We start from the raw sequence: 24,710 nt of genomic DNA on the forward strand, positions 1-24,710 counted from the left end.
TTAAAGTAAGAATCGAAAATATAAATATGACAAAATGATAGATTGATGAAATCTACAAGATATGGAGAGGAACTATGATGAATAACATAAAAAGAACTAAAATTGTTTGTACATTAGGGCCAGCTAGTGAAAGTGAAGAAATATTAAGAGACCTTATAAATAACGGATTAAATGTATGTAGAATGAACTTCTCTCATGGTTCTCATGAAGAGCATAAGGGAAGAATGGATTTAGTTAAAAAAGTTAGAGAAGAGTTAGGACAACCTACTGCCATACTTTTAGATACTAAAGGTCCAGAAATAAGAACAGGTCAATTCGATGTACCAGAAGTTCTTCTTGAAGAAGGACAAACTTTTACTATAACAATGAAAGATGTTATGGGTAATAAAGAAATGTGTACAGTAAGTTACAAAGAATTAGCTAAGGATGTTAAGCCAGGAGATACTATATTAATAGATGACGGTTTAGTAGGACTTACTGTTAAAGAAATAAAAGGTGATGATATAGTTTGTGAAGTGCAAAACTCAGGAATAGTTAAAAACCACAAAGGTGTTAACGTACCAGGAGTTAAAGTAAATTTACCAGCTATAACTGAAAAAGATAGAAGTGATATAGAGTTTGGTATAGAACAAGGAATAGATTTTATAGCAGCATCTTTTGTAAGAAAAGTATCTGACGTTCTTGCTATAAGAGAAATATTAGAAGCAAATAATGCCGATCATATAAAAATAATATCTAAAATAGAAAATCAAGAAGGTGTTGATAACCTAGATGAAATAATAGCTATATCTGATGGAATAATGGTAGCTAGAGGAGATTTAGGTGTGGAAATACCAACAGAAGAAATACCAGTTGTACAAAAATTAATGATCAAAAAATGTAACGAAGCAGGAAAGCCAGTAATAACTGCAACTCAAATGCTTGATTCTATGATGAGAAATCCAAGACCAACTAGAGCAGAAGTTACAGACGTTGCAAATGCTATCTACGATGGAACTGATGCAATCATGTTATCAGGAGAAACTGCTGCAGGTAAATATCCAGTTGAAGCAGTAAAAACAATGTCTACAATAGCTAGAAGAACTGAAGAAACTATAAACTATGATAAATTATTAAGAAGTAAATCTAATACATCTAAGAATGTAACAGATGCTATAAGTTATGCAACTTGCACAACAGCTGTGGACTTAGACGCAAAAGCAATACTTAGTTCAACAGCTTCAGGTCATACAGCAAGAATGGTATCTAAATTTAGACCAGACTGCCCAATAATAGCAACAACTAGCCATGAAGATGTTAGAAGACAATTATCTTTAACTTGGGGAGTACTTCCAGTTATGAGAGAAAAATCAACAAACACAGATCAAGTTATAGAAAATTCTATTCAAGCAGCTAAAACTGCTGACTACGTAAATGAAAATGATGTAGTAGTTATAACTGCTGGTGGTAATGGAACTACTAACTTAATAAAAGTAGAAACAGTTTAATTAAAATTTTAAAAATATATTTTACCTTAAATTAATAATGATTAATATAAATCCTAGCGCAAAGCAGTATAATTTACTGTATGGCTAGGATTTTTTTATATTTATAAAATATAATAAGTAAATAAGGAAAAGTATAGTATGAAACAGGAGGTAATATACTTATGAAAATAGTGATCGCTATAGATTCGCTAAAAGGGAGTTTAAGTTCTATAGAAGCAGCAAATGCAATAAAAAAAGGAATAGAAAATTCTAAACTAGATGCAGATGTAGAGATTAAGCCTCTTGCAGATGGTGGAGAAGGTACAATTGATGCTTTAGTAGAGGGGATGAATGGAAAAAGAAAAATTGTGAAAGTTTGCGGTCCAGCAGGCAAGCAAGTTGAAGCAACGTATGGATTATTAGATGATAGTAAAACTGCAATTATGGAAATGGCCCAAGCAGCAGGCATTACTCAAGTTTCAGAAAATGAAAAAAATCCTTTAATGACAACGACTTATGGAGTTGGAGAAATGATAAAAGCTGCCATAAATGAAGGATGTAGAAACTTTATAATAGGTATTGGAGGAAGTGCCACAAATGATGCAGGAGTAGGAATGCTTCAATCATTAGGATTTAAATTTTACGATAAAAATGATAACTTAGTTAATTTAGGTGGACAAGTTTTAAACCAAATTAAAAGAATAGATGACAGTGAAAAAATAAAAGAATTAGAAGAGTGTAACTTTAAAATTGCATGTGATGTAAACAACCCTTTATTTGGATTAAATGGTGCAGCGTATATATATGGTCCACAAAAAGGAGCCACACCCAAAATAGTTGAAGAGTTAGACAATGGACTTAGAAACTTTGCAGAAGTAGTAAAAAAAGATTTAAAAAAAGATTTAGCCAATACTCCTGGAGCAGGAGCAGCTGGAGGATTAGGCTATGGATTTATAACATTTTTAAATTCAAAACTAGAGTCAGGAGTACAAATTATATTAAATGAAACTAAATTAGAAGAATCAATAAAAGATGCAGACATAGTTGTAACAGGAGAAGGAAGACTAGACAATCAAACTGCTATGGGAAAAGCACCAATTGGAGTTGCGAAACTAGCTAAAAAATATGGTGTAAAAGTAATAGCAATTGCAGGATGTACTACAGATGATGCTATAGCATGTAACGAAGAAGGAATAGATGCATTCTTTTCCATTGTCAATAAACCAACTTCTTTGGAACAAGCTATGGATCCTAAAAATGCAGAAAATAATATGATTAATACTTCTACACAAATATTTAATCTTATAAAAGTTTTGAGCTAAAATAAAAGGTAATTGGGTCTTTAAAATAAAGTGTGTATTCTTCCATAAAGTGGTGATAATTTAGATATTAAAAATCATTACAAAAGGAAGGTGCACACTTTTTATGTTTAATAAAAGCGAAATATTAAAATCACTATTAAATGAATACGATGTAAAAACAACAAAAGACGTTCAAAATATGTTAAAAGATCTTTTTTCTAGCACAATTCAAGAGATGTTAGAAGCGGAGCTTGATGAACACTTAGGATATGAAAGATACGATAATAAGCATAAAGAAACTACAAACTCTAGAAATGGATATAGAAATAAAAAAGTTAGATCTGATTTTGGTGAGGTTACACTTAGTATACCAAGGGACAGGAATGGTGATTTTGAGCCTAAAATTATCCAAAACTATGAAAATGATATATCTGGAATAGAAGAGCAAGTAATTGGAATGTACTCAAAAGGTATGTCTACTAGAGATATAGCAAGCCATCTTAAAAGTATCTACGGTATAGATGTTTCTCATACTTTAGTATCTAAAATCACAGATAGAGTCCTTCCTTTAGCGCAAGAATGGCAAAATAGAGCTCTCGATATTATTTATCCAATTGTTTTTATGGATGCAATACATTATAAAGTAAGAAGTGAAGGCAGAATAATCAATAAAGCTGCGTACATTGCGATAGGTATAAATCTCGAAGGAGTAAAAGAAGTTTTAGGTATTTGGATTGGTGAAAATGAAACATCTAAATATTGGTTAAAAGTACTTACAGACATCAAAAACAGAGGTGTTAAAGATATTTTAATTGCATCTGTAGATGGTTTAAATGGTTTTTCAGACGCCATTAAAGCTGTTTTTCCTAATACTGAGGTTCAAAGATGTGTCGTTCATCAAATTAGGAACACCTTAAATTACGTATCATATAAGCATAGGAAGGAATTCGCTAAAGATCTAAAGCTTGTATATGCTGCCTCTACTGAAGAAAATGCATTAAGTGAGCTAACGCTCATGGAAGAAAAATGGGTAGATAATTATGCGATAGCATTTAGAAGTTGGAGAAATAACTGGAATGAACTTTCAGTATATTTTAAATATCCTCAAGAAATTAGAACATTAATATATACAACTAATTCTATGGAGAGTTACAATAGACTATTGAGAAAAGTAACAAAATCTAAATCAATATTTCCATCTGATGACTCTCTACATAAATCTTTATACTTGGCTACGATGGATATATCTGAAAAATGGACTCAAAAAATTAGGGGTTGGTCACAAATACTAGCTCATCTTAGTATTTATTTTGAAGATAGGATATCAGCAACATTACTTTAAATTTTTTGTAAGAATAATTACTTTATAGGTGTATTATTTTTGCAAAAATGGAAAATTTAATTACAAAAGGCCATGATTATGAAAATCATGGCCCCTGAATATAACTAAATTATTACTATTTAATTTGTATTTTTTTTGAAGAATACACAATTATGTTTCCAGACTCAAATAATCAATTTTAGCATAATATAGAACTAAAAATAGCAACTATTTATATAGTTGCTATTTTGCATAAAAATTAATGACCTTTATGCTTTTCTTTTTTCTTTTTTTGTTTCAAAGAAAATCTTAATTCTTTTTCTTGATCTTTTCTTAATTTTGCTTGTTTTTTATTTTCTGCCTTATTAGACTCATGTTGTAACTTGATAGCATTTTGTGCCTTAGTACCTATAGTTTCTTTACACTGATCTTTTTTTATTTTTCTCTGCATTCTTTTATAACTTACTTCATTTTGAGTTGAAACTTTTTCTAAGGTTGTTTTTCCAAAAGATATAGAAAAATAGTTTTTTAGCATAAATTCATATAGCTGAACCTCTGTAGGCTCTGGGCCAAATACTATTTTTGCTACTTCGTAGTTTTTTCCACTCTCATTTTCCAGTACACCAATCCAAAAAGGATTTTCAAATAATAGAGTGAAACTTCCACTAACTTTGTCCATAATTTATTCCTCCTGTTTATTTATTACAAGAGAATGGACAACCCCAGGAGGGCAGGTTACTTCTATATATATCAATAGGTCCGGACTACCAACCGGAACTGTGTTTTTATCTCTTACTTATATTATATCAAGATAAAAAAATATGAGTACCTTAATAAATATGTAAATTGCTAATTGTTTAAAATTTTATTAATATATAAATAATTTATAAATGAAAATTTGTAGATTATAGCAAATTATTTAGGGAATAAAAATAATAAAGATAAAATCCATGTGGAAAGGAGAATTGTTATGAAAAAACTAGCAACATTTGCAGGAGGATGTTTTTGGTGTATGGTGAAACCTTTTGATGAATATGAAGGTGTAGAATCTGTAATTTCAGGTTATACTGGTGGATACATAGAAAATCCTACTTACGAAGAAGTATGCACTGACTTAACAGGACATATTGAAGCTATACAAATTACATTTGATGATGAAATAATAAGTTACAAAGAACTATTAGACATATATTGGAGTGTTATAGATCCTACTCAAGTGGGAGGACAATTTGCGGATATGGGACATCATTACAAGACGGTGATTTTTTATCATGACGAAAATCAAAAAGAAGAAGCAGAAAAATCTAAAGAGGAATTAGGACAAAGTGGATTATACAGCAAGACAATAGTAACAGAAATTAGAAAAGCAGAAACTTTTTATGAAGCAGAAGACTATCATCAATATTATTATAAGAAAAATCCAGACCATTATAATAGATACTACCAAGGTTCAGGAAGAGCAAAACATATTGAAAAAGTGTGGGCAAAGAAAAATCTTACACCACTTCAATATGAAGTAACTCAAAATTCTGCCACAGAGCCACCTTTTGACAATGAATATTATGATAATTTTGAATCAGGAATTTATGTGGATATCATAAGTGGAGAACCTTTATTTGCATCTAATGATAAGTTTGAATCAGGTTGTGGATGGCCTAGTTTCGCAAAACCACTGGGAAAAGGCATACTAAATTTTTATGAAGATTATTCTCACAACATGGAAAGAGTAGAAGTGAAGGGTAATAAAAGTGGAGCTCATATGGGACACGTATTTGAAGATGGTCCAGAAGAAATGGGAGGACTTAGATTTTGCATTAATTCTGCATCCTTAAGATTTATTCCAAAAGAAAAAATGAAAGAAGAAGGATATGAAGAATATTTGAAATACTTATAGAGAAAATAATAATTAAGAGTTGAATTTGTGGATAAAAGCAAAGTCTATTCGTTGTAAAATACACCATATTATGATAAACTAAAGGTTGAATATTTATTAATATCATAAATAGGAGGTTACATTATGATAAATAATGTATTAATGGGGATACAACTTGTTTTAGCCGTATTCTTAATGTTAGTTATCATGCCACAAGAAGGTAAAGATAACTTTAAATCGGATTTTAGTGGTTCAGAAGAAGGTTCACAAGCTTACTTCAAACCAAAAGGAAAACAAGCATTTCTTTTAAAATCAACTAAGATAGTATCAGTACTATTTTTTATAAATGCATTAGCATTATTAGTAGTAAACAAATAATATTAAATAAATGGCCAGATTTAATATTCAAAAAGTTAAAGATTAAATTTAATTTTTAAATCAAAAAGGTGATTATGCAAAAGCATAGTCATTTTTTTATTTTGCAGAAAAAATATATATGATAAAATAAAATTGAAAAATAATTTTTGTGGGGGAAAAATAAAATGGGTATTTTAAAAAAATTAAGCACAGTAGCATTATCAGCTTCTTTAATATTTACCTCAGGTGGTAATGAATTTTTAAATGAAATTCTTACATTTACGCCAGTATATGCTGAAGAACTAGATAGTATAATCGAAGAATTTAAGATTGAAGACGGGGTTTTGATCAAATATCATGGAAATAATCCAAATGTTATCATACCAGAAAATGTACATACCATAAATGAAAGAGCTTTTTCAGGAAATCCATATATTAAAGCAGTAACTATAGGAAATAATGTTCAAAGTATCAAAAAAGAGGCATTTGATAGTTGTGAAAGTCTATCAGAAGTTAATATAAGTGGAGAAAGTATAGAAATTGGAGAAGGAGCATTTAAAAGTTGTGAATCTCTATTAAATGTGAAGATAACTAACAAAGAAGTAAGTATAGGAGACTCGGTATTTTATAACTGTGAAAAACTTGAAAATGTTTTATTAGGTGAAAAATTAAGTAATATTGGAGAGTATGCATTTGCTTATTGTGTATCTTTAAATGAAATATATATTCCAGAAGGATTAACTAAAATAAGTTATTCAGCTTTTAGAAAATGTACATCTTTGAAAAAAGTAGTATTACCAAATAATTTAACTACTTTAGAGAAGGAAGTTTTCTATCAGTGTACAAAATTAGTAAGTGTTAATACGCCAGAGTCCTTAGTAAATATAGGTGAAAGAGCATTTGCAGAGTGTAGAAATCTAAAAGAGTTTACAATTGCTGAGGGAACAAAAAAAATTAATGACTATACATTTAACAACTGTGAATCCTTAGTAACGGTTAATATGGCTGATACAGTAGAGGAAATAGGTAATAATGCTTTTTCTTCATGTTATAAACTTAAAAATATAAATCTGTCACTTAATTTAAAGAAAATAGGTGATGGTGCATTTTCATCATGCAATATGGAAGGTTTAGTAATTCCAAATACAGTAGTATCCATAGGGAATGGTGCATTTTCTTATTGTAGATCATTAAAAAATGTAGTATTACCAGAAAGTATAGAAAAAATAGAAGCTAACACATTTAATACATGTGCAAGTTTAACAACAATAAATTTACCAGAAACAATATTGAGTATTGGTGACTCTGCTTTTGCAAGCTGCCATAGTTTAGAAAGTATAACAATACCATCAAAAGTTACTCAACTAAATTCATATTTATTTGAAGATTGTAGAGTATTAAAAGAAGTTAAATTACATGAAAATATAAATAAGATAGGACGCTCTGCTTTACAAAACTGTACTGAACTTGAAACTATAAAATTACCTAATAGTATTACTACAATAGATGATTCAGCTTTTATGGGATGTGATAAATTAAAATCTATAAACATACCAGAAAAAGTAACAAAATTAAATGATGATTTATTCAAATATTGTTATAACCTATCAACTATAAATATACCAGATACTATTACAAGTATAGGAAGCTCTGTTTTTTATGGTTGTAGAACCCTTGATAATGTTGAATTGTCTAATAATATTGAAAAATTTGAAAATAGTATTTTTAATGGATGTACATCATTAAAATATATTAAATTACCAACAAATTTAACTGAAATACCTAGTGAATTTTTTAGTGGTTGTACAAGTTTAAAAATAATAGATATACCAAAGAATGTTACGAAGATCGGATGGGGTGCTTTTAGAAGATGTACTGAGTTAACAAGTGTGGAGATCTCAGACGATATAACTTCAATAGGAGGATCAGCTTTTTCTGAATGCACATCATTAAAATCAGTTAAGTTGCCAAAGGATATAAAAAATATTTACGCTAATACTTTTAATGGATGTACAAAGTTAGAGAAAATTACTATACCTGATACAGTAGAAACAATCGGCGATGGTGCATTTTCATCATGTTCAAGTTTAGAAAAAATAGATTTACCTCAAAATATTAACAGTATAGGTATGAGTGCTTTTAGTTCGTGTGAAAAATTAGAAAATATAATCATACCAGGTAATGTTAAAAAAGTATCTGATTCTATGTTTTCTCATTGTGAAAACTTAAAAAGTATTACTATTGAAGAAGGTGTGGAAAGATTAGAATCTTCATTTGCATCTAATTGCAAAAACTTAGTTGATGTAACCATACCACAATCAGTAGTGTATATGGATTATTATCCATTTGGAACAGTTAATATTAATAAACAATTAACTTTAAAAGTTTATCCAGAAAGTTATGCAGAAAAGTTTGCCATAAGTAAAAAATTTAATTACAAGTATATTGGAAAAACTGAGTTAAATGAATTAGTGGTAGATGAAATATCTAGTAAAAAATATACAGGAAAAGAGATTAAACCATCTATAGTTATAAATAATAATGGAACTAGATTAGTAGAAGGCATGGATTACACATTAGCTTATGAAAATAATATAGATATAGGCCTTGGAAAAGTTATAATTACTGGAACTGGTGATTATAATGGACAAGTCACAAAAGAATTTAAAATAATACCTCAAAATGTTTCTTCATTAAAGGTAAAAATCACATCAACATCAGCAGTTCAATTAAGCTGGAATCCAGCAAAAGGAGCTAACGGTTATGCTATATATAGATATAGTACTTCATCTAAGAAATATACAAGGATAGGAACTGTTGAAAGTAGAGAAAAAACAACATATGGAGATATAAACAGATCTTCTGCAACAATTTATACATATAGAGTAAAACCTATAAAGAAAATAAATGGAACTACTTATTATGGTGATTATACACAAGTTAAAACAACTACTAAGCCACTACAAGCAAAAGTAAGTTTAAAATCAACTAAGAAAGGCTCTATAACAATAAGTTGGGGAAAAATAAATCGTGCAAGTGGATATAAAATTTATAGATCTACTTCTCCAAATGGACCTTTTACTTTAGAAAAAACAATAAGTAGTGGAAGTACTACTTCTTATACAAATAAAGGTAGAAGTAGTGGAAAAAGATATTACTATAAAGTAAGAGCTTTCAGAACAGTGGACAACACAAATATATATGGTTCTTATAGTTCATTGAAAAATATAAGGTGTAAATAATAGGGGGAGAGTATTATATGAAGAATATAAAAAAATTTTTATCAATTGCACTAATAACATCAATAGTAATATCTAATACGCCAAATATTATATTTGCAGATATATCATCAAATACAAATTTCAAAAATACTATTTTAAATAACCAAGATGAGGAAGAATCTAATATTGAAAATAACATAAAATCAAGTAATGAAGAGGAATTTTTAATTAAGGATGGAGTATTAATAAAATATTATGGGAATGATTATGAAGTAGTAGTGCCAGAGGGGGTAACGGCCATAGGGGAAGCAGCCTTTGGCTATAATTACAACATGGAGAAAGTTATTATTCCAGAAGGTGTAATTGCCATTGGAGACAGATCTTTCAGAAATTGTATTGGTTTAACAGAAGTTGAGTTTCCTAATACTTTAGTTTCTATAGGTGATAGTGCATTTGAAGACTGTAGTCTAAAAAAAGTAATACTACCAGACTCTATTAAGGAAATAGGAGAAGAAGCTTTTTCAAGAAATTATGAAATAGAACAAATTAAAATTTCAAAAGGATTAACTAAGTTAAATAATAAAATATTTTGGGGAAATATGAAAATAAAAAAGATAACAATCCCAGAAAATATAACTTCAATAGGATATCAAACTTTTTATGGATGGACAGCTCTTGAAGAAATAATTTTACATGATAATATTGAATTTTTACAAGATGGAGCTTTCAGTTATTGTGAAAGTTTAAAAGGAATAGATATACCTAAAAAAGTAACGGTAATATCGAGCTCTTTATTTGAAGGATGTAAATCTTTAGTTAGTATTAAATTAGATGAAAGAATAACTGATATAGGTACTAATGCTTTTGAAGGGTGTGAAAATCTAGAAAGTATTAATATACCTAATAATATTACAAAACTAAATGACAATATATTTAATGGATGTTATAACTTATCATCAATAGATATACCAGAGAATGTAACTGAAATAGGCGCAGGAGTATTTGAACATTGTAAAAAGCTTACAGATATAAAATTACCAGAAAATCTTATAAAAATAGGAAAAGAAGCCTTTGAGTTTTGTACATTTGAATCTATCTATATTCCAGAATCAGTAACAACTATGGATGAAGGAGTTTTTAGTTATTGTACTAATTTAAAAGAAGTTAATATACCAAAGAAAGTAACTTACTTAAAATCAAATTTATTTAGAGGTTGCTCAAGTTTAGAAGAAATTAATATACACAATGATATAACAGGATTTGGAGAGTATACATTTAGTGGGTGTACTTCTTTAAAAGAAATTAGGATTCCAGATAATATGAAGTATGTAAATAGTGGAACATTTGATAGATGTGAATCTTTAAAATCAATAACGCTACCAAATAGTATTGAAAAAATAAAGTGGCAAGCATTTAAAGATTGTACATCATTGGAAGAAATAAATTTACCAGAAGGTCTTACAGAATTAGGATTTGAAGCTTTTAGAAATTGCAAATCTCTAAAAAATATTACTATACCATCAACTGTTAAAACAATAGATAAATATGCTTTTAAAGAATGTGATGATTTAGTTTTCACAGTGTATGAATTTACTTATGGTGAAGCATATATGATGCAAAATAATAAAAAGCACAATACTATAAGGGATATAAGTAATGTTGATGTTAATAGGATCTCAAAGCAAATTTTTACAGGTAAATCAATAAACCCAAAAGTAGTTGCAATTTATAATAATGAAGAAACTTTAAAAGAGGGTACTGATTATATATTGGAATACAAAAATAATACTAATGTTGGGATAGGAACTATAATTATAAAAGGTATAGGTAAATATTATGGCACTCAATATGTAGAATTTGAAATAATTCCAAAATCTATAACAAGCTTCAAGGTAGATTCAGTTACTTCATCTACAGTGAACTTATCATGGAAAAAGGTAAGTAGTGCAGATGGGTATGCAATTTATAGATATAATATATATTCTAAAAAGTACGAAAGAATAGGAACAGTTGAAGGAAATACAAATACTTCATATAAAGATGAAAAAAGAGTTTCAGGAACTATTTATAGTTATAGAATAAAGCCAATAAAAAGAATCAATAAAGTAACATACTATGGTAATTATACAAGTGCAAAAGCAGTAACAAGACCTTTAAAGCCAACAATAGAAGCAAAATCAAAAGCATCAAAAACTATTACAATTTATTGGAATAAAATAAATCGTGCAAATGGATATAAAATTTATAGAGCTACATCTTCAAATGGAAAGTATTCGTTAGTAAAAACTATTAAGAGTGGGAATACTTTAACTTACAAAAACACAGGTTTAACAAAATCAAAAACATATTATTATAAAGTTAAAGCATATAGAACTGTAGATAATACGAATCATTATAGTTTAGATAGTAGTATGAAACGTGTAAAATCAAAATAATATTGCTAATTAGTTTAATGTTACATAAATTTGTTATAATGATAATATGATAAAACAAAAAAGGGAGAATGTTATGGCTGAAATAGATAATATTTTAGAATGGGTCTTTATTTCAAAATGTAAAATACCAGAAGATATAGTAGATGTGCTGGCACCAGGGGAAGTAGCCGTTACAGCCTATAGAACTTTAAGAGACAGTGCAACATTCACAGACAAAAGAATAATAATAAGAGATGTTCAAGGGCTAACAGGTAAAAAGGTTGAGATTTACTCTATACCATATTCATCAATAAATATGTGGTCAACAGAAACTGCAGGAATATTGTTTGATTTAAGTGCAGAAGTAGAACTTTGGACTAGGGCAGGTCATATAAAAATCACACTACAAAAAGGCGTAGATGTGAGAGAATTTGATAGACTTATTGCTCACTGTGTTTTAAGATAGAGAAATTTTAAGCTGATAAATTAATTTCAATTTATCAGCTTTTTTAATAAATAAAAACATATACTTATATTGAACTAAATCAAGGCAAGTTCTTTTAAAATAAAAATCCAACCAAAAACTGTTACTATGGAAAATGCAGAAGTAAATACAACTATTTGATTGGCCAAGTCACCGTCACCATCCATTTGAATTGCCATTTGAAAACTGGATATGGCAGTAGGTGAGGCAAACATAATCATAAGAGATAAAAGGGCTACTCCCCTAAATCCGCAGTAATAGGAAATTAAGACAAATATAAGTGGAGCAATAATTAGCTTTCCTATAACAACTATGATTGTTTCTTTTAAATATTTTCTTATATTAGAGAAAGAAAAAGACGCACCAAGTAATGTTAAAGACAAAGGTGTTGCCATTTTTGAAATATCTTTAAGAGTACTTACAATAAATACAGGAAGCTTAATGTTAAGAATTAACAACAGCAAGCCTGAGCAAGCACCTATAATAAGAGGATTTGTAACTATACCATGAATGATTTTTTTTACATTAATATCTCCACCACGAAAAGTTTCCAAGCATATGACAGCTAAGAAGTTAAACAAAGGAACTACAACTCCAATTAAAAGGGCAGTTGTTCCTACTTTTCCTTCACCAACTAAGGAAGTGGCAACGGGAATTCCAAAGAGTACAAAGTTACTACGGAATATACCCTGAATCATAACACCTCTTTTGCTATTATCTTTTTCAATTATTGGTATAAATAAGAATAAAACTCCAAATAAAATTATAATACCCATAGCAGCAAAGGTCATTAATTTAGGATCAAAAACACTACCTAAATCTGTTGTATAAATATTATAAAATAATAAAATTGGTAAAAATACTTTAAAGGCAACATTGTTCATGACTTTTACTGAATTCTTATCAAGAATTTTTATATATTTAAGAAAATAACCAAGAGTCATTACTAAACATAATGGTGCTACCACATTAAAGGATAAAATTAGATTGTTCACATACGTCACTCCCTTTTTATAGAATAATAAAAGTATAAAGAAATAAGGGAAAAAAAGCAAATGTTACAAAAATTAGACAAATTAGAAAATTTTAGTTAAAATGAGTAGACGGCAATTTTTTACATAGTTATTTTAATTAAAACATAACAAGTTTAATATGAAATTAATAATAGAAATATAGTAAAAATGGATATAATAATTATATATAGGAGGGATTATATGACAGATAAATTAAGAGAATCATTACTAGGGCTAATTAATGATAAACATTACAATCCTATCAAAAAGGAAGAATTAGCGCTGATTTTTAATATACACCCAGCAGAAATGCCAATGTTTTATAACTTTTTAGATGAATTGGAAGAAGACGGATATATAGTCAGAACGAAAAAAGGAAGAATTATGTCTCCAAATCAAATGGGACTATTTGTGGGAAAATTTGTATCTCATAGAAAGGGATTCGGATTTGTGGAATCTGATGAGGAGTTTACTCAGGATTTATTTATACCAGCCAACGATATAAACGGAGCGCTTCACAATGATAGAGTCATGGCAGAAGTTGTAACACCTGCCACAGAAGATAGAAGAGCTGAAGGTAAAGTTATTAAAATAATAAAAAGAGAAGTAACTAGAATTGTTGGTTTATTCCAAGAAAACAAGAGTTTTGGTTTTGTTGTGTCTGATGACAAGAAATTTAACCAAGATATATTTATACCAAAGAGATTTTTCGCTGGAGCTAAGAATGACGACAAAGTAGTTTGTGAAATTACAGTTTGGCCACAAGAAAACAGAAAACCAGAAGGTAAAATAGTAGAAGTACTTGGTCAAAAAGGCGAAAGAGGAGTAGAGATTGACTCAATAATTAGAGCTCATGGACTTCCAGAAGAATTTCCTAAAAAAGTAATAGAGGAAGCCAATCATGTGGCAGAACAAGATTTAGGAGAGGAAATAGGAAGAAGAGTTGATTTAAGAGATCTTAATATTTTCACAATAGATGGAGCAGATGCTAAGGACTTGGATGATGCTATTTCCATAGAAGTGTTGCCAAATGGTAACTACAAACTAGGAGTACATATTGCCGATGTTACTCACTATGTAAAAGAAAAAAATAAGTTAGACAAAGAAGCTTTAAAAAGAGCCACATCTGTTTACTTAGTAGATAAAGTAATACCAATGTTACCAAAACAATTATCAAACGGTGTTTGTTCACTAAATCCATTTGAAGATAAGTTAACTTTATCTTGTTTTATGGAAATTGATCAACATGGTAAAGTTGTTAATTCTGAAATTGTTGAAACTGTTATTAACTCAAAAGCAAGAATGACTTACACAGAAGTATCTGACATATTAGAAAAAGACGATGAAAAACTAAAGAAAACATTCGCTGCTCAAGTTGATGATTTCGTAACAGCTGAGAAGTTAGCAAGAATTTTGATGGAAAGAAGAAGAATAAGAGGAGCAATAGACTTTGACTTCCCAGAAGCTAAAATAATATTAAATGGTGATGGTGAAGTTGTTGATATAAAACACTATGAAAGAAGAATATCAAACAAAATGATAGAAGAGTTTATGCTTGTGGCTAACGAAACTGTGGCAGAGCATTTCTATTGGCTACAACTACCTTTTGTTTATAGAATCCATGAAACTCCATCATTGGAAAAAATGGAAGACCTTAAAAAATTCATAGCCACATTTGGATACGTTATAAAAGGTGATTTGGAAAATGTTCATCCAAAAGAAATCCAAGGAATAGTGGAAAAAATAAAAGGTACTAAAGAAGAAGAATCTATAAGTACAATAGCTTTACGTTCTATGAAACAAGCTAAATATTCACCACAATGTGTAGGTCACTTTGGACTTGCGGCAAAATACTACTGCCACTTTACTTCTCCAATAAGAAGATATCCAGACTTACAAATTCATAGAATAATAAAAGAACAATTAAACAATAAAATTAACAACAAGAGACAAGAACAACTAGCTCATATAGTTGAATATGCATCTACTCAATCATCAGAAAGAGAAAGAGCAGCAGAGCTGGCAGAAAGAGATGTTCATGATTTCTACAAAGCATGCTATATGGCTGACAAAGTTGGGCAAGAATTTGACGGTGTTGTATCAAGTGTGACTTCATTTGGTATGTTTGTTGAGTTGGAAAATACAGTAGAAGGTCTTATAAGACTGGCTAATATGAGAGATGATTATTATATTTACAACCAAGAAACTTACACAATCATGGGCGAGAGAACTCACAAAACATTTAAGATTGGTGACACAGTAAGAATCAAAGTTGACAATGTAAATGTGGACTTTAGAGAAATAGACTTTGCACTTGTATCTAAGTTGGAAGAAAGCCATATTGAAGAAGACTTAAAAGAAGACTAATAGATTGAAAAAGGGAAGATTATATCTTCTCTTTTTTACTTTAAAGAAATTATTAGATTAGTATGTAGAATTATGTATTAATAGTTAAAAATAAAATAGGATTATTTAACCTTAATGTAACACATTTCGCAAAATATTAAGATACAATTATCTTAAGATATTTCAAAATTAAAAATAATTGGAGTGTTGTTGTTATGCTTAAGGTTATTAATTCTATTGGAAATAATATTGAAACTAGGGATGGAAAAAGTGTAAGCAGGTCTAATAAAACATCAGGAGCAGAAAAGGTCTATGAAAGAAAAGAGTATATTATTTTAAAGGTTAAAAAAGGCTACATAGTATATAACACAAAAAAAGTATTTGAAAATGGTCATACCCATCTTCAAAGTTTTGAAATGTCCAAGACGATTATTGACAATAGTATAAGAAAGAAAAGACCAAAAACAAATAATATTTATTTAATAGAAAGTCATATTAGGGTTACTAATGACAGTAAATATAAACAAATATTAGAAGCATTGATAGAAGCTAAAAAAGATAAAACTAAAGATAACAAATATCATAATAGAAGTTATTGCAATGCTTGTTAAATAGAAAAAAAGAACCACCTATGGAAATACATAGGTGGTTCTTTTTTTCTATACTAAAGGGGGGTATAGAAAATGGAAATATTTATAATTTTATTGGGGTATTATTGGGGTTTTATTGCTCTAAAAACATTTTTATATCATCTTCAACATTTGTTATTCCACCAATTCCAAAGTTCTCAACTAAAACATTAGCAACATTTGGTGATAAGAATGCTGGTAGAGTTGGTCCTAGGTGTATGTTTTTTACTCCTAAGTATAGTAATGATAATAATACTATTACAGCTTTTTGCTCATACCAAGCTATGTTGAAAGCTATTGGTAATTCATTTATATCTTGTAATTCAAATACTTCTTTTAATTTTAAAGCTATTAAAGCTAATGAGTAAGAGTCATTACATTGACCTGCATCTAAAACTCTTGGTATACCATTTATATCTCCAAGGTTTAATTTGTTGTATTTGTATTTTGCACAACCTGCTGTTAATATTACAGTATCTTTTGGTAAGGCTTTTGCAAAATCAGTATAGTAATTTCTTGATTTAGCTCTTCCGTCACATCCTGCCATTACGAAGAATTTCTTTATTGCTCCAGATTTAACTGCATCTACTACAGCATCAGCTAAAGCAAATACTTGATTATGAGCAAATCCACCTACTATTTCACCAGTTTCTATTTCTGTTGGAGGAGCACACTTTTTAGCTTGCTCTATTATTTGAGAAAAGTCTTTATTGTCTTCACTTTCTCCTTTTATATGCTTAACTCCAGCAAAACCTGCTGCACCTGTAGTGTATATTCTATCTTTGTAGCTATCTTTTGGTGGTACTATGCAGTTTGTAGTCATTAATATTGGACCATTAAAACTTTCAAACTCTTCTTTTTGCTTCCACCAAGCATTTCCGTAGTTTCCTGCAAAGTGAGAATATTTTTTAAATGCTGGGTAGTAGTGAGCTGGTAACATTTCAGAGTGAGTATAAACATCTACACCAGTTCCCTCTGTTTGCTTTAATAATAACTCTAAGTCTTTTAAATCATGTCCAGATACAAGTATACCTGGATTATTTCTTACACCTATATTTACTTTAGTTATTTCTGGGTGTCCGTAAGTTCCAGTATTTGCACTATCTAAAAGTGCCATTCCATCAACACCAACTTTACCAGTTTCTAAAGTTAAAGCTATTAACTCATTAATAGTTAAACTATCATCTAAAGTTTTTGCTAATGTACTTTGCATAAATGCATTTACTTCTTCATTGTCATATCCTAATGCATTTGCATGTTTCATATATGCTGACAGACCTTTTAATCCATAGATTATAAGTTCTCTTAAACTTCTTATATCTTCATCCTTAGTTGCAAGTACTCCAACTTTAGTTGATTTTTCATCTAATACAGCGTCTATATTAGCTACTTTTTTTCCACTTCCAAGAACTGCATCTTTTATTTTACTTAATAAATTTACCTTAGTATCTATTTCAGCATTTGAACTTGCATTCCATAATGCTGCTTCTGATAAATTATTTTTATTTTTTAACTTAGATAATAAAGATTCTTTAGTAGCTAAAGTTTCCTTAACTCTTTCATAGAATATTGCATCATCAAAGTTAGCATTTGTTATCGTAGTAAATAAGTTTATAGTTATTAAGTGATTAACTTCTCCGCTTACTTTTTTTCCTTCCGATCTAAGTCTTGTTGTTACTTCTGATAATCCTTTTGTTGTATAGATTAATAAATCCTGCATTCTTGATAAGTCAGGTGATTTACCACATACTCCGAATTTTGTACACCCTGTGCATCCTGCTGTTTCTTGACATTGGAAACAAAACATTTTATTTTCCATTTGTAGACCTCCTTATAAATGTGTATTTTATTTACCCTTTTAAGGTAAAACATAATCATTTTTATAATTTCTTAATTAATATAATCAAATTATATCTGAAATATTTTATAAATGATGTAACATTTGTTACGAATTTATATTAAATATAATTTAATTTCACAAAATTTTATCTAAATTAAAACATGTATAAATCATGCTTGTCAAAGTCTTTCATAAATTAAGTATAGATAATATGGAAATATGGTCTATTTTGTTTTATTATGGTAATAGCGCTTTTTGATAAATAAAGGAGGGAAGATATGAGGGAAAAATATATAGAAATAGTAAATGGAATAACAGATTATTATAAGGAATCAATAAATTTATTAGATAAAGAAGGAAAAGGTAAGGTTATTATAATTACCTTAGAAAAATTCGGACTTATAAGAGTAGTTTTAAAAAATACAAGTAAAGAAAAAATTTATTATAATTCAGAAAATTATAAGGCCATAGAAAATGGTCCAGTTCAAATTAGTAAAATAGAAAGTGGATATTTAGTTGCATCAATAGGTGAGTACAATAATGAACCAGTAGTTTTTACATATGAGTGTGATGAGATAGATTTTGAGTTAGATCTTTACAACTATAGCAATTTAAAGATAAATAAAAAGTATATTAAGGATGATTATAGAGTTAAGCTAGGAAATAAAATAGCACATAATTTGTTAATGAAGCATGCTACTTTAGGTGATGAATTTTTAAATGAAAAAGAAAAAAATATTTTGCCTGTGGCTATGTGGATAGCTATTTTAGATTCAAGCCAAAAATTTATAGACTTACCAGATTATAATAAGATTTTTGATTTGTTTATACAATATAATGGAAAATATGAAAAAGAAGAGTTTTTACAAAAGGCCATACAAATAGAAAATGATTATGAAGATATAAAAGAAGTAAGAAAAGTATGCAAAATAATGCAGAATTGTCTTGATAATTTACAATTCTCTTCAGATAGAGATAACTACTCAAAAATGGAAGAAAAGTTGATAGATCATTTATCTTTTTGGAATAGTTTAGAACCAGTATATAGAGTATATACTGATTTCACTAACTATATGAAAGAAGCTTGTGAAAGTTTTGAAACTAATAATTCAAATGAAAATATAGAAATAGAAAATTATATAAAAAATAAAGTAGGAAGTAAACTTGTTAAAGTTGGATTTGAAGAAGAATTTCCTTTTTACAGAATAAAAACAGAAGAGAAGATTTATGTTCTAGAGTTTGAGATTGTTAATAATCGAAAAGTAAATATAAAAATGCTTCAAGAGATACTTGATGAAAGCTGTGAATTGATAGAACTACTAAATATGATGGATTATGGATATTTAAAACCAGAAGACATAAATAGATGGGATGAGGAAATTTGTAAAACTAAAGAGGATATAGATGAAGAAGTAGAAATAATACTAGATTGTTTATTAGTTGATAAGACTTTATCTAAGCAAAATGGTAAATTGGGAATAATAGGTGGAATAATCGCTGCTGTAATTTCCTATTTATTATGGAATTTATCTATTTTAATCTGTGGAGTAATTGGGATTGCTACGTGTATAATTTTAGTTACTATTGAGAAATATGCAAGAATATTTATGACGCTTTGGAATGAGGAGGACAAATAAGATGAAAATGAGTAAGAATGATTATATAAAACCTAATAAGATATTTTTTGATAAAGAGTGGGTAATGTCTAATATATATGAAATGCAAGAAGAATTTTTTGAAAAAGGTGAGTTTGCTTTAGGATGCATAGTTGCAGCTAACAATAAACTTTTTAAAAGAGGACTTTTAGATTTACCAGGATACATAATATACACTTTTGATGGATATTATGAAGAGAACTTTGAAGAGTTTGAAGAACTTGCATCTAAAGTCTATGACTTAGGTGGAACAAAACAAGAGAATAAATCTTTAAAAAAGATAGCTTATTTATTAGAAGATATGATGGAAAATGATTTTGGGATAAGACTGCCTTTAGAAATGACAGGTGGAAGAGAGGTATTCTTCTCATCAATAATGTTTAATAGAAAGTACTTACCAGGTAAAAAATTAACAGGAAGTGTTTATCCGCTACATATTTTAAGAGGTAGAAAACCTGATGCAATGCTAATACCACACTGGTATTGGTAAAAACATAATATTTTATTATAAGAGAATAATCACTATGATTATTCTTTTTTTGTATATGAATGTAAATCTTAACAAAAGTTAAGAATTACTTATTAGGTGCTTAATATTTGTTTTTTATTATGTAATAGAAAAGGAGATGATAATTTATGAAATTAAAAAGCAAATTTGTAGGAATTATAGTTATTTTAGGTACGATAATATTTGTAGGAGGAGTTAATCCTTTATTAGGATTATCAAATCACAAGAATTCTTATATAAGTGAAAATGTCAGCATAAAGAGTAGTAAATACCTTATGTTAGTAAATAAGAAAAATCCATTAAGTCTTGATTATGAACCTGAAAATTTAGTCAAACCTAATGTGAAATTTTTAAGTGATACTAGTGAAGAATCTAGACAAATGGATGAAAAAGCAGCAAGAGCTTTGGAAGAATTATTCCAAGGAGCTAAAAAAGAAAATATAACTCTTTTAGGATCTTCAGCATATAGATCTTACAGAAGTCAGGTTAAAGTTCTTAATGATGAGATTAGCTCAAAGGGCGTGGACTACGCTAATAAATATGTGGCTAAACCAGGTAAAAGTGAACATCAAAGTGGATTATCAATAGATGTAACAAATGAATCAAGATGTTTTGATAAAACAAGTCTAGAGGCCAAGTGGTTAGCCAATAATGCTTATAGATTTGGATTTATATTACGTTATCCAGAGGGAAAAGAAAATATTACAGGATATAATTATGAGCCATGGCATATTAGATATGTGGGAAAAGATGCAGCAAAAGATATTTACGAAAGGAACATAACTTTAGAGGAGTATTTGAATCATATGGTATAATAAGGTAAAAACAAGGAGGGAGTTATGGCTAGTAAAATTCTTGTAGTAGATGATGAAAAAGAAATTAGAAATTTAATTGAAATATATTTGAAAAATGAAGGTTACACTGTGCTAAAAGCCAGTAATGGGGAGGAAGCTCTTAAAGTACTAGAAAAAGAAGAAATCCAGCTTATGATACTAGATGTAATGATGCCAAAAATGGATGGAATGGAAGTATGCAGAAGGGTTAGAGAACATTTAAATATTCCTATTCCTATTCTTATGCTTAGTGCAAAGTCTGAAGATATGGACAAGATTGCAGGTATTATGACTGGCGCAGATGATTATTTAACAAAACCTTTTAATCCATTGGAATTGTCAGTTAGAGTGAAGGCACTTCTTAGAAGAGCTTATTATTTTAACAACATGAACAAAGAAGACAATATTATAAATATTGAAACCTTGACTATAGATAAAAATAATAGGACAGTTAAAGTTGGAGATACTGAAATATCCTTTACAGCTAGGGAATTTGATATTTTATATTTACTAGGTAGCAATAGAGGAAGAGTTTATAGCTCAGAAGAGATTTTTACAAAAGTATGGAAGGAAGAATACTTTGGATCAAACAACACGGTTATGGTTCATATGAGTAGAATAAGAGAAAAGCTGGAAAAATATATAGAAGGAAATAAAATAATTCAAACTGTATGGGGAGTTGGTTATAAAATTGAAAAATAGAGGAAGAATTTTTAAATATATAATAATCAGTGTTTTAGAATTTGTTATAAGTGTAATACTAAGCTTAGTTTTGTATTGGACTTTATATACGGTAACTTATAATTTATATATTAGATATCAAACCCCAATTTTAAATGTATTAGTTACAACTTTATTTAATTTGAACGATAATATTTTTGCAGGAAACATCTATGGTATTATAGGAATTTTAATTTTCCTTTCAATATATTCTCTTATTACTTATAAAAAGTACAAAAATGTGTCCTTACTAGTGGATAATGTGGAAGAAATGTCAAAAGGAAATTTGGACAAGAAGATTGAATTGAAATCAAGAGGAGATATTGATCAAGTAGCACAAAATATTAATAGTATAGTGGAGCAGTTGAAAGATATAACTGTGGAAGAAAGAAAAGCTCAACAAACTAAGACAGACTTGATTACAAATGTGTCTCACGATTTAAGAACACCTTTAACTTCCGTTATAGGATATTTAAATCTTATTGAAGAAGGAAGATACAAAGATGAGGTGGAGCTTATGTACTATGTGGATATAGCTTATGAAAAATCTTTAAACTTAAACATATTGATTAACGACTTGTTTGAACTTACTAAAATGCAAAACAGAGTTGTTAATTTTAATAAGGTTGAGCTGAATTTAGTAGAGCTAATAGGACAGTTAATTTCTCAGTTTGAAATACAATTTAGACAAGAAAATATGAATTGTAGAATAGACTTTTCTGTGGACAAACTTATAATAAATGGGGATCCAATTAAGCTGGTAAGAGCTTTTGAAAATCTTATTACAAATGCCATGAGATATGGAAAAGATGGACACTATATAGATATAAAAGTGCTTACAGAAGATGAAATGGTAGTAGTACAGATAATAAATTATGGTGAACCTATTCCAGTAGTAGATTTACCTCATATATTTGATAGATTTTATAGAGTAGAAAAATCAAGAAATACATTCCAAGGTGGCTCAGGTTTAGGACTTGCAATAACAAAAAATATTATAGAAGCACATGATGGAAGTATCTGTGCTATTAGTAATAAGGAAAGTACTATTTTTGAAGTTAAAATACCATATATAAATGAAGATAAACTCTCTAAGTTAACAGAATAATCTGTAGCTAGGAGAGTTTTTTATTTTATTTAGGGTATAAATAATTTATAGCAAATTACACAATCTAATGAAAAGTGATATTTTATATAGAAAATATAAATAAAAAGAGGTGAAAAAATGATACAGGAAAATCAAAGTAAGAATATGGGCTGGAATTTTGATAATAGTTATAAAAATTTACCCAAGTCTTTTTATAGTGAAATAGATTTAAATCCAGTTAAAAAACCAGAGCTAGTTATTTTTAATCAGCCTTTGGCAGAAGCTTTGGAATTAAATGCAGAATCACTGAAAAGTGAAGACGGTTTGCAAGTTCTGGCTGGAAATAAAAAAATTGAAGGCGGTGCATATATTGCCCAGGCGTATAGCGGTCATCAGTTTGGTAATTTTACAATGCTAGGTGATGGAAGGGCAGTATTAATTGGTGAACAAAAATTGCAAAACAAAACTTCAGTGACTGGTTTTGATGCAAATAGATATGATATTCAGTTAAAGGGAAGTGGAAGAACACCTTATTCTCGTGGTGGTGATGGAAGGGCAGTGCTTGGTCCTATGCTTCGTGAATATATAATTAGTGAAGCTATGTATAATCTAGGAATACCAACGACTCGAAGTTTAGCAGTTATAAAAACAGGAGAAAAAGTTTATAGAGAATATGTGAAAGAAGGAGCCGTACTTACTAGAGTTGCCACTAGTCATCTTAGATTTGGAACTTTTGAATATGCTTCCAATTACTTAGGAAAAGAAGAAGTGCAAAAACTAGCTGACTATGCCATAGAGAGACATTATCCTTATGTGAGAAATGACGAAAATAAATATTTAAGTTTGCTAAAAGAAGTTATAAAAGCTCATGCTAAGTTAACTGCTAAATGGTTATGTATTGGATTTATTCATGGAGTAATGAATACAGACAATATGACTATTAGTGGAGAAACTATTGATTATGGACCTTGTGCTTTTATGGATGTTTATAATCCAGGAATTGTATTTAGTTCTATTGATTTTCATGGGAGATATGCTTACAAAAACCAGCCTGACATGGCATCTTGGAATATTTGTAGATTTGCAGAAACACTGCTACCTTTAATAAATGAAGATACAGATACTGCCATAGACTTGGCTCAAAAGGCCATATTTAAGTTTTCTGATTTGCATTTGGAGCATTGGCTATCAAAAATGAGAAATAAGCTAGGATTATTCAATGAAGAAGCTATGGATAAGTCTATAATAGAAGATTTATTAACTATGATGGAAAAATATAAAGAAGATTATACGAATACTTTTTTATCATTAACTTATAGAAAAAACATGAATGAAGGAATGTTCCTTACAGCTGAATTTACAAATTGGTATAAAAATTGGCAAGAAAGATTGGAAAGACAAGAAAAGTCCATAGATGAAGCTTATGAGCTTATGAAAAAATCCAACCCAGTAGTTATACCAAGAAATCACAAGGTAGAAGAAGCATTAGATGCAGCAGATAAGGGAGATTTTACAGTAATGGAAAACTTACTTTCTGTTCTTAGTAATCCTTATGAATATAAATTAGAGTGTGAAAAATATTTTGATTTACCACAACCTTCAGATTTACCTTATAGAACTTATTGTGGAACATAGAGCTAAT

At 29.0% G+C, this 24,710-nt stretch carries 18 protein-coding genes and 1 pseudogene; 16 read left to right on the top strand and 3 right to left on the bottom strand.

The annotated features are described in order from the left end of the window. Positions 1–74 precede the first annotated feature (74 nt). From pyk to TVTCOM_RS02335, 3 genes and pseudogenes are all read left to right on the top strand, one after another. Positions 75–1,484, top strand: a pseudogene (pyk, locus tag TVTCOM_RS02325) (pyruvate kinase); the annotation flags it as partial. Positions 1,485–1,648: 164 nt separating this feature from the next. Continuing rightward, complete coding sequence (locus TVTCOM_RS02330) at positions 1,649–2,788, top strand: glycerate kinase family protein (RefSeq protein ID WP_434798242.1); 1,140 nt, start codon at positions 1,649–1,651, stop codon at positions 2,786–2,788. 103 nt (positions 2,789–2,891) lie between these two features. Continuing rightward, the gene (locus tag TVTCOM_RS02335) at positions 2,892–4,109 is read left to right on the top strand and encodes an IS256 family transposase (protein WP_228110405.1); all 1,218 of its coding nucleotides are present in this window, start codon (positions 2,892–2,894) and stop codon (positions 4,107–4,109) included. 238 nt (positions 4,110–4,347) lie between these two features. On the opposite strand, the gene TVTCOM_RS02340 is transcribed toward TVTCOM_RS02335, so the two are convergent. Continuing rightward, the gene (locus TVTCOM_RS02340; protein WP_434798243.1) at positions 4,348–4,767 is read right to left on the bottom strand and encodes a YjdF family protein; all 420 of its coding nucleotides are present in this window, start codon (positions 4,765–4,767) and stop codon (positions 4,348–4,350) included. Between the two features lie 291 nt (positions 4,768–5,058). Between TVTCOM_RS02340 and msrA the strand changes: the two genes are divergently transcribed. From msrA to TVTCOM_RS02365, 5 genes are all read left to right on the top strand, one after another. Continuing rightward, on the top strand, positions 5,059–5,982 hold the full coding sequence (gene msrA, locus TVTCOM_RS02345; protein ID WP_434798244.1) for a peptide-methionine (S)-S-oxide reductase MsrA: 924 nt from the start codon (positions 5,059–5,061) through the stop codon (positions 5,980–5,982). Positions 5,983–6,105: 123 nt separating this feature from the next. Further along, positions 6,106–6,339: a preprotein translocase subunit SecG gene (secG, locus tag TVTCOM_RS02350; protein WP_434798245.1), complete on the top strand. Its 234-nt coding sequence runs from the start codon at positions 6,106–6,108 to the stop codon at positions 6,337–6,339. Between the two features lie 164 nt (positions 6,340–6,503). Beyond that, a complete protein-coding gene (locus TVTCOM_RS02355) occupies positions 6,504–9,560 on the top strand; it encodes a leucine-rich repeat protein (RefSeq protein ID WP_434798246.1) in 3,057 nt (1,018 codons plus the stop codon). A 17-nt stretch (positions 9,561–9,577) separates the two neighbouring features. After that, positions 9,578–11,974: a leucine-rich repeat protein gene (locus tag TVTCOM_RS02360; RefSeq protein ID WP_434798247.1), complete on the top strand. Its 2,397-nt coding sequence runs from the start codon at positions 9,578–9,580 to the stop codon at positions 11,972–11,974. 73 nt (positions 11,975–12,047) lie between these two features. Beyond that, positions 12,048–12,419: a PH domain-containing protein gene (locus tag TVTCOM_RS02365; protein WP_434798248.1), complete on the top strand. Its 372-nt coding sequence runs from the start codon at positions 12,048–12,050 to the stop codon at positions 12,417–12,419. A gap of 74 nt (positions 12,420–12,493) precedes the next feature. On the opposite strand, the gene TVTCOM_RS02370 is transcribed toward TVTCOM_RS02365, so the two are convergent. After that, positions 12,494–13,432, bottom strand: a complete 939-nt coding sequence (locus tag TVTCOM_RS02370) for an AEC family transporter (RefSeq protein ID WP_434798249.1) — start codon at positions 13,430–13,432, stop codon at positions 12,494–12,496. A 219-nt stretch (positions 13,433–13,651) separates the two neighbouring features. Here TVTCOM_RS02370 and rnr point away from each other — a divergent pair, with 219 nt between their 5' ends. Both rnr and TVTCOM_RS02380 read left to right on the top strand, forming a co-directional pair. Next, positions 13,652–15,817: a ribonuclease R gene (gene rnr, locus TVTCOM_RS02375; RefSeq protein ID WP_434798250.1), complete on the top strand. Its 2,166-nt coding sequence runs from the start codon at positions 13,652–13,654 to the stop codon at positions 15,815–15,817. 194 nt (positions 15,818–16,011) lie between these two features. Further along, on the top strand, positions 16,012–16,407 hold the full coding sequence (locus tag TVTCOM_RS02380) for a hypothetical protein (RefSeq protein WP_434798251.1): 396 nt from the start codon (positions 16,012–16,014) through the stop codon (positions 16,405–16,407). Positions 16,408–16,519: 112 nt separating this feature from the next. Here TVTCOM_RS02380 and hcp read toward each other — a convergent pair whose 3' ends face one another. Then, on the bottom strand, positions 16,520–18,244 hold the full coding sequence (gene hcp, locus TVTCOM_RS02385; protein WP_434798252.1) for a hydroxylamine reductase: 1,725 nt from the start codon (positions 18,242–18,244) through the stop codon (positions 16,520–16,522). A 299-nt stretch (positions 18,245–18,543) separates the two neighbouring features. On the opposite strand from hcp, the gene TVTCOM_RS02390 reads away from it, so the two are divergent. From TVTCOM_RS02390 to TVTCOM_RS02415, 6 genes are all read left to right on the top strand, one after another. Further along, positions 18,544–19,902, top strand: coding sequence for a hypothetical protein (locus TVTCOM_RS02390; RefSeq protein WP_434798253.1), 1,359 nt, complete (start codon positions 18,544–18,546; stop codon positions 19,900–19,902). A 1-nt stretch (position 19,903) separates the two neighbouring features. Further along, positions 19,904–20,410 carry a hypothetical protein gene (locus TVTCOM_RS02395; protein ID WP_434798254.1) on the top strand — a complete coding sequence of 169 codons (507 nt, stop codon included), beginning with the start codon at positions 19,904–19,906 and terminating at the stop codon, positions 20,408–20,410. 146 nt (positions 20,411–20,556) lie between these two features. Further along, entirely contained in the window at positions 20,557–21,243 is a 687-nt protein-coding gene (locus TVTCOM_RS02400; RefSeq protein WP_434798255.1) for a M15 family metallopeptidase, read from the top strand. Positions 21,244–21,267: 24 nt separating this feature from the next. Further along, positions 21,268–21,963, top strand: coding sequence for a response regulator transcription factor (locus TVTCOM_RS02405; RefSeq protein WP_434798256.1), 696 nt, complete (start codon positions 21,268–21,270; stop codon positions 21,961–21,963). Continuing rightward, the gene (locus TVTCOM_RS02410) at positions 21,953–23,089 is read left to right on the top strand and encodes a sensor histidine kinase (protein ID WP_434798257.1); all 1,137 of its coding nucleotides are present in this window, start codon (positions 21,953–21,955) and stop codon (positions 23,087–23,089) included. Before TVTCOM_RS02405 ends, TVTCOM_RS02410 begins: the two co-directional genes overlap by 11 nt. 117 nt (positions 23,090–23,206) lie before the next feature. After that, complete coding sequence (locus TVTCOM_RS02415) at positions 23,207–24,703, top strand: protein adenylyltransferase SelO (protein ID WP_434798258.1); 1,497 nt, start codon at positions 23,207–23,209, stop codon at positions 24,701–24,703. Positions 24,704–24,710: the final 7 nt, after the last annotated feature.

The organism is Terrisporobacter vanillatitrophus (assembly GCF_051148895.1).
In the GTDB taxonomy this organism is placed as follows: Bacteria; Bacillota; Clostridia; order Peptostreptococcales; family Peptostreptococcaceae; genus Terrisporobacter; species Terrisporobacter vanillatitrophus.

Bases quoted from the DNA above. Each gene is read 5' to 3' on its own strand.
- TVTCOM_RS02330 (WP_434798242.1), top strand. From the start codon at position 1,649: ATGAAAATAGTGATCGCTATAGATTCGCTAAAAGGGAGTTTAAGTTCT.
- TVTCOM_RS02335 (WP_228110405.1), top strand. From the start codon at position 2,892: ATGTTTAATAAAAGCGAAATATTAAAATCACTATTAAATGAATACGAT.
- TVTCOM_RS02340 (WP_434798243.1), bottom strand. From the start codon at position 4,767: ATGGACAAAGTTAGTGGAAGTTTCACTCTATTATTTGAAAATCCTTTT.
- msrA (WP_434798244.1), top strand. From the start codon at position 5,059: ATGAAAAAACTAGCAACATTTGCAGGAGGATGTTTTTGGTGTATGGTG.
- secG (WP_434798245.1), top strand. From the start codon at position 6,106: ATGATAAATAATGTATTAATGGGGATACAACTTGTTTTAGCCGTATTC.
- TVTCOM_RS02355 (WP_434798246.1), top strand. From the start codon at position 6,504: ATGGGTATTTTAAAAAAATTAAGCACAGTAGCATTATCAGCTTCTTTA.
- TVTCOM_RS02360 (WP_434798247.1), top strand. From the start codon at position 9,578: ATGAAGAATATAAAAAAATTTTTATCAATTGCACTAATAACATCAATA.
- TVTCOM_RS02365 (WP_434798248.1), top strand. From the start codon at position 12,048: ATGGCTGAAATAGATAATATTTTAGAATGGGTCTTTATTTCAAAATGT.
- rnr (WP_434798250.1), top strand. From the start codon at position 13,652: ATGACAGATAAATTAAGAGAATCATTACTAGGGCTAATTAATGATAAA.
- TVTCOM_RS02380 (WP_434798251.1), top strand. From the start codon at position 16,012: ATGCTTAAGGTTATTAATTCTATTGGAAATAATATTGAAACTAGGGAT.
- hcp (WP_434798252.1), bottom strand. From the start codon at position 18,244: ATGGAAAATAAAATGTTTTGTTTCCAATGTCAAGAAACAGCAGGATGC.
- TVTCOM_RS02390 (WP_434798253.1), top strand. From the start codon at position 18,544: ATGAGGGAAAAATATATAGAAATAGTAAATGGAATAACAGATTATTAT.
- TVTCOM_RS02395 (WP_434798254.1), top strand. From the start codon at position 19,904: ATGAAAATGAGTAAGAATGATTATATAAAACCTAATAAGATATTTTTT.
- TVTCOM_RS02400 (WP_434798255.1), top strand. From the start codon at position 20,557: ATGAAATTAAAAAGCAAATTTGTAGGAATTATAGTTATTTTAGGTACG.
- TVTCOM_RS02405 (WP_434798256.1), top strand. From the start codon at position 21,268: ATGGCTAGTAAAATTCTTGTAGTAGATGATGAAAAAGAAATTAGAAAT.
- TVTCOM_RS02415 (WP_434798258.1), top strand. From the start codon at position 23,207: ATGATACAGGAAAATCAAAGTAAGAATATGGGCTGGAATTTTGATAAT.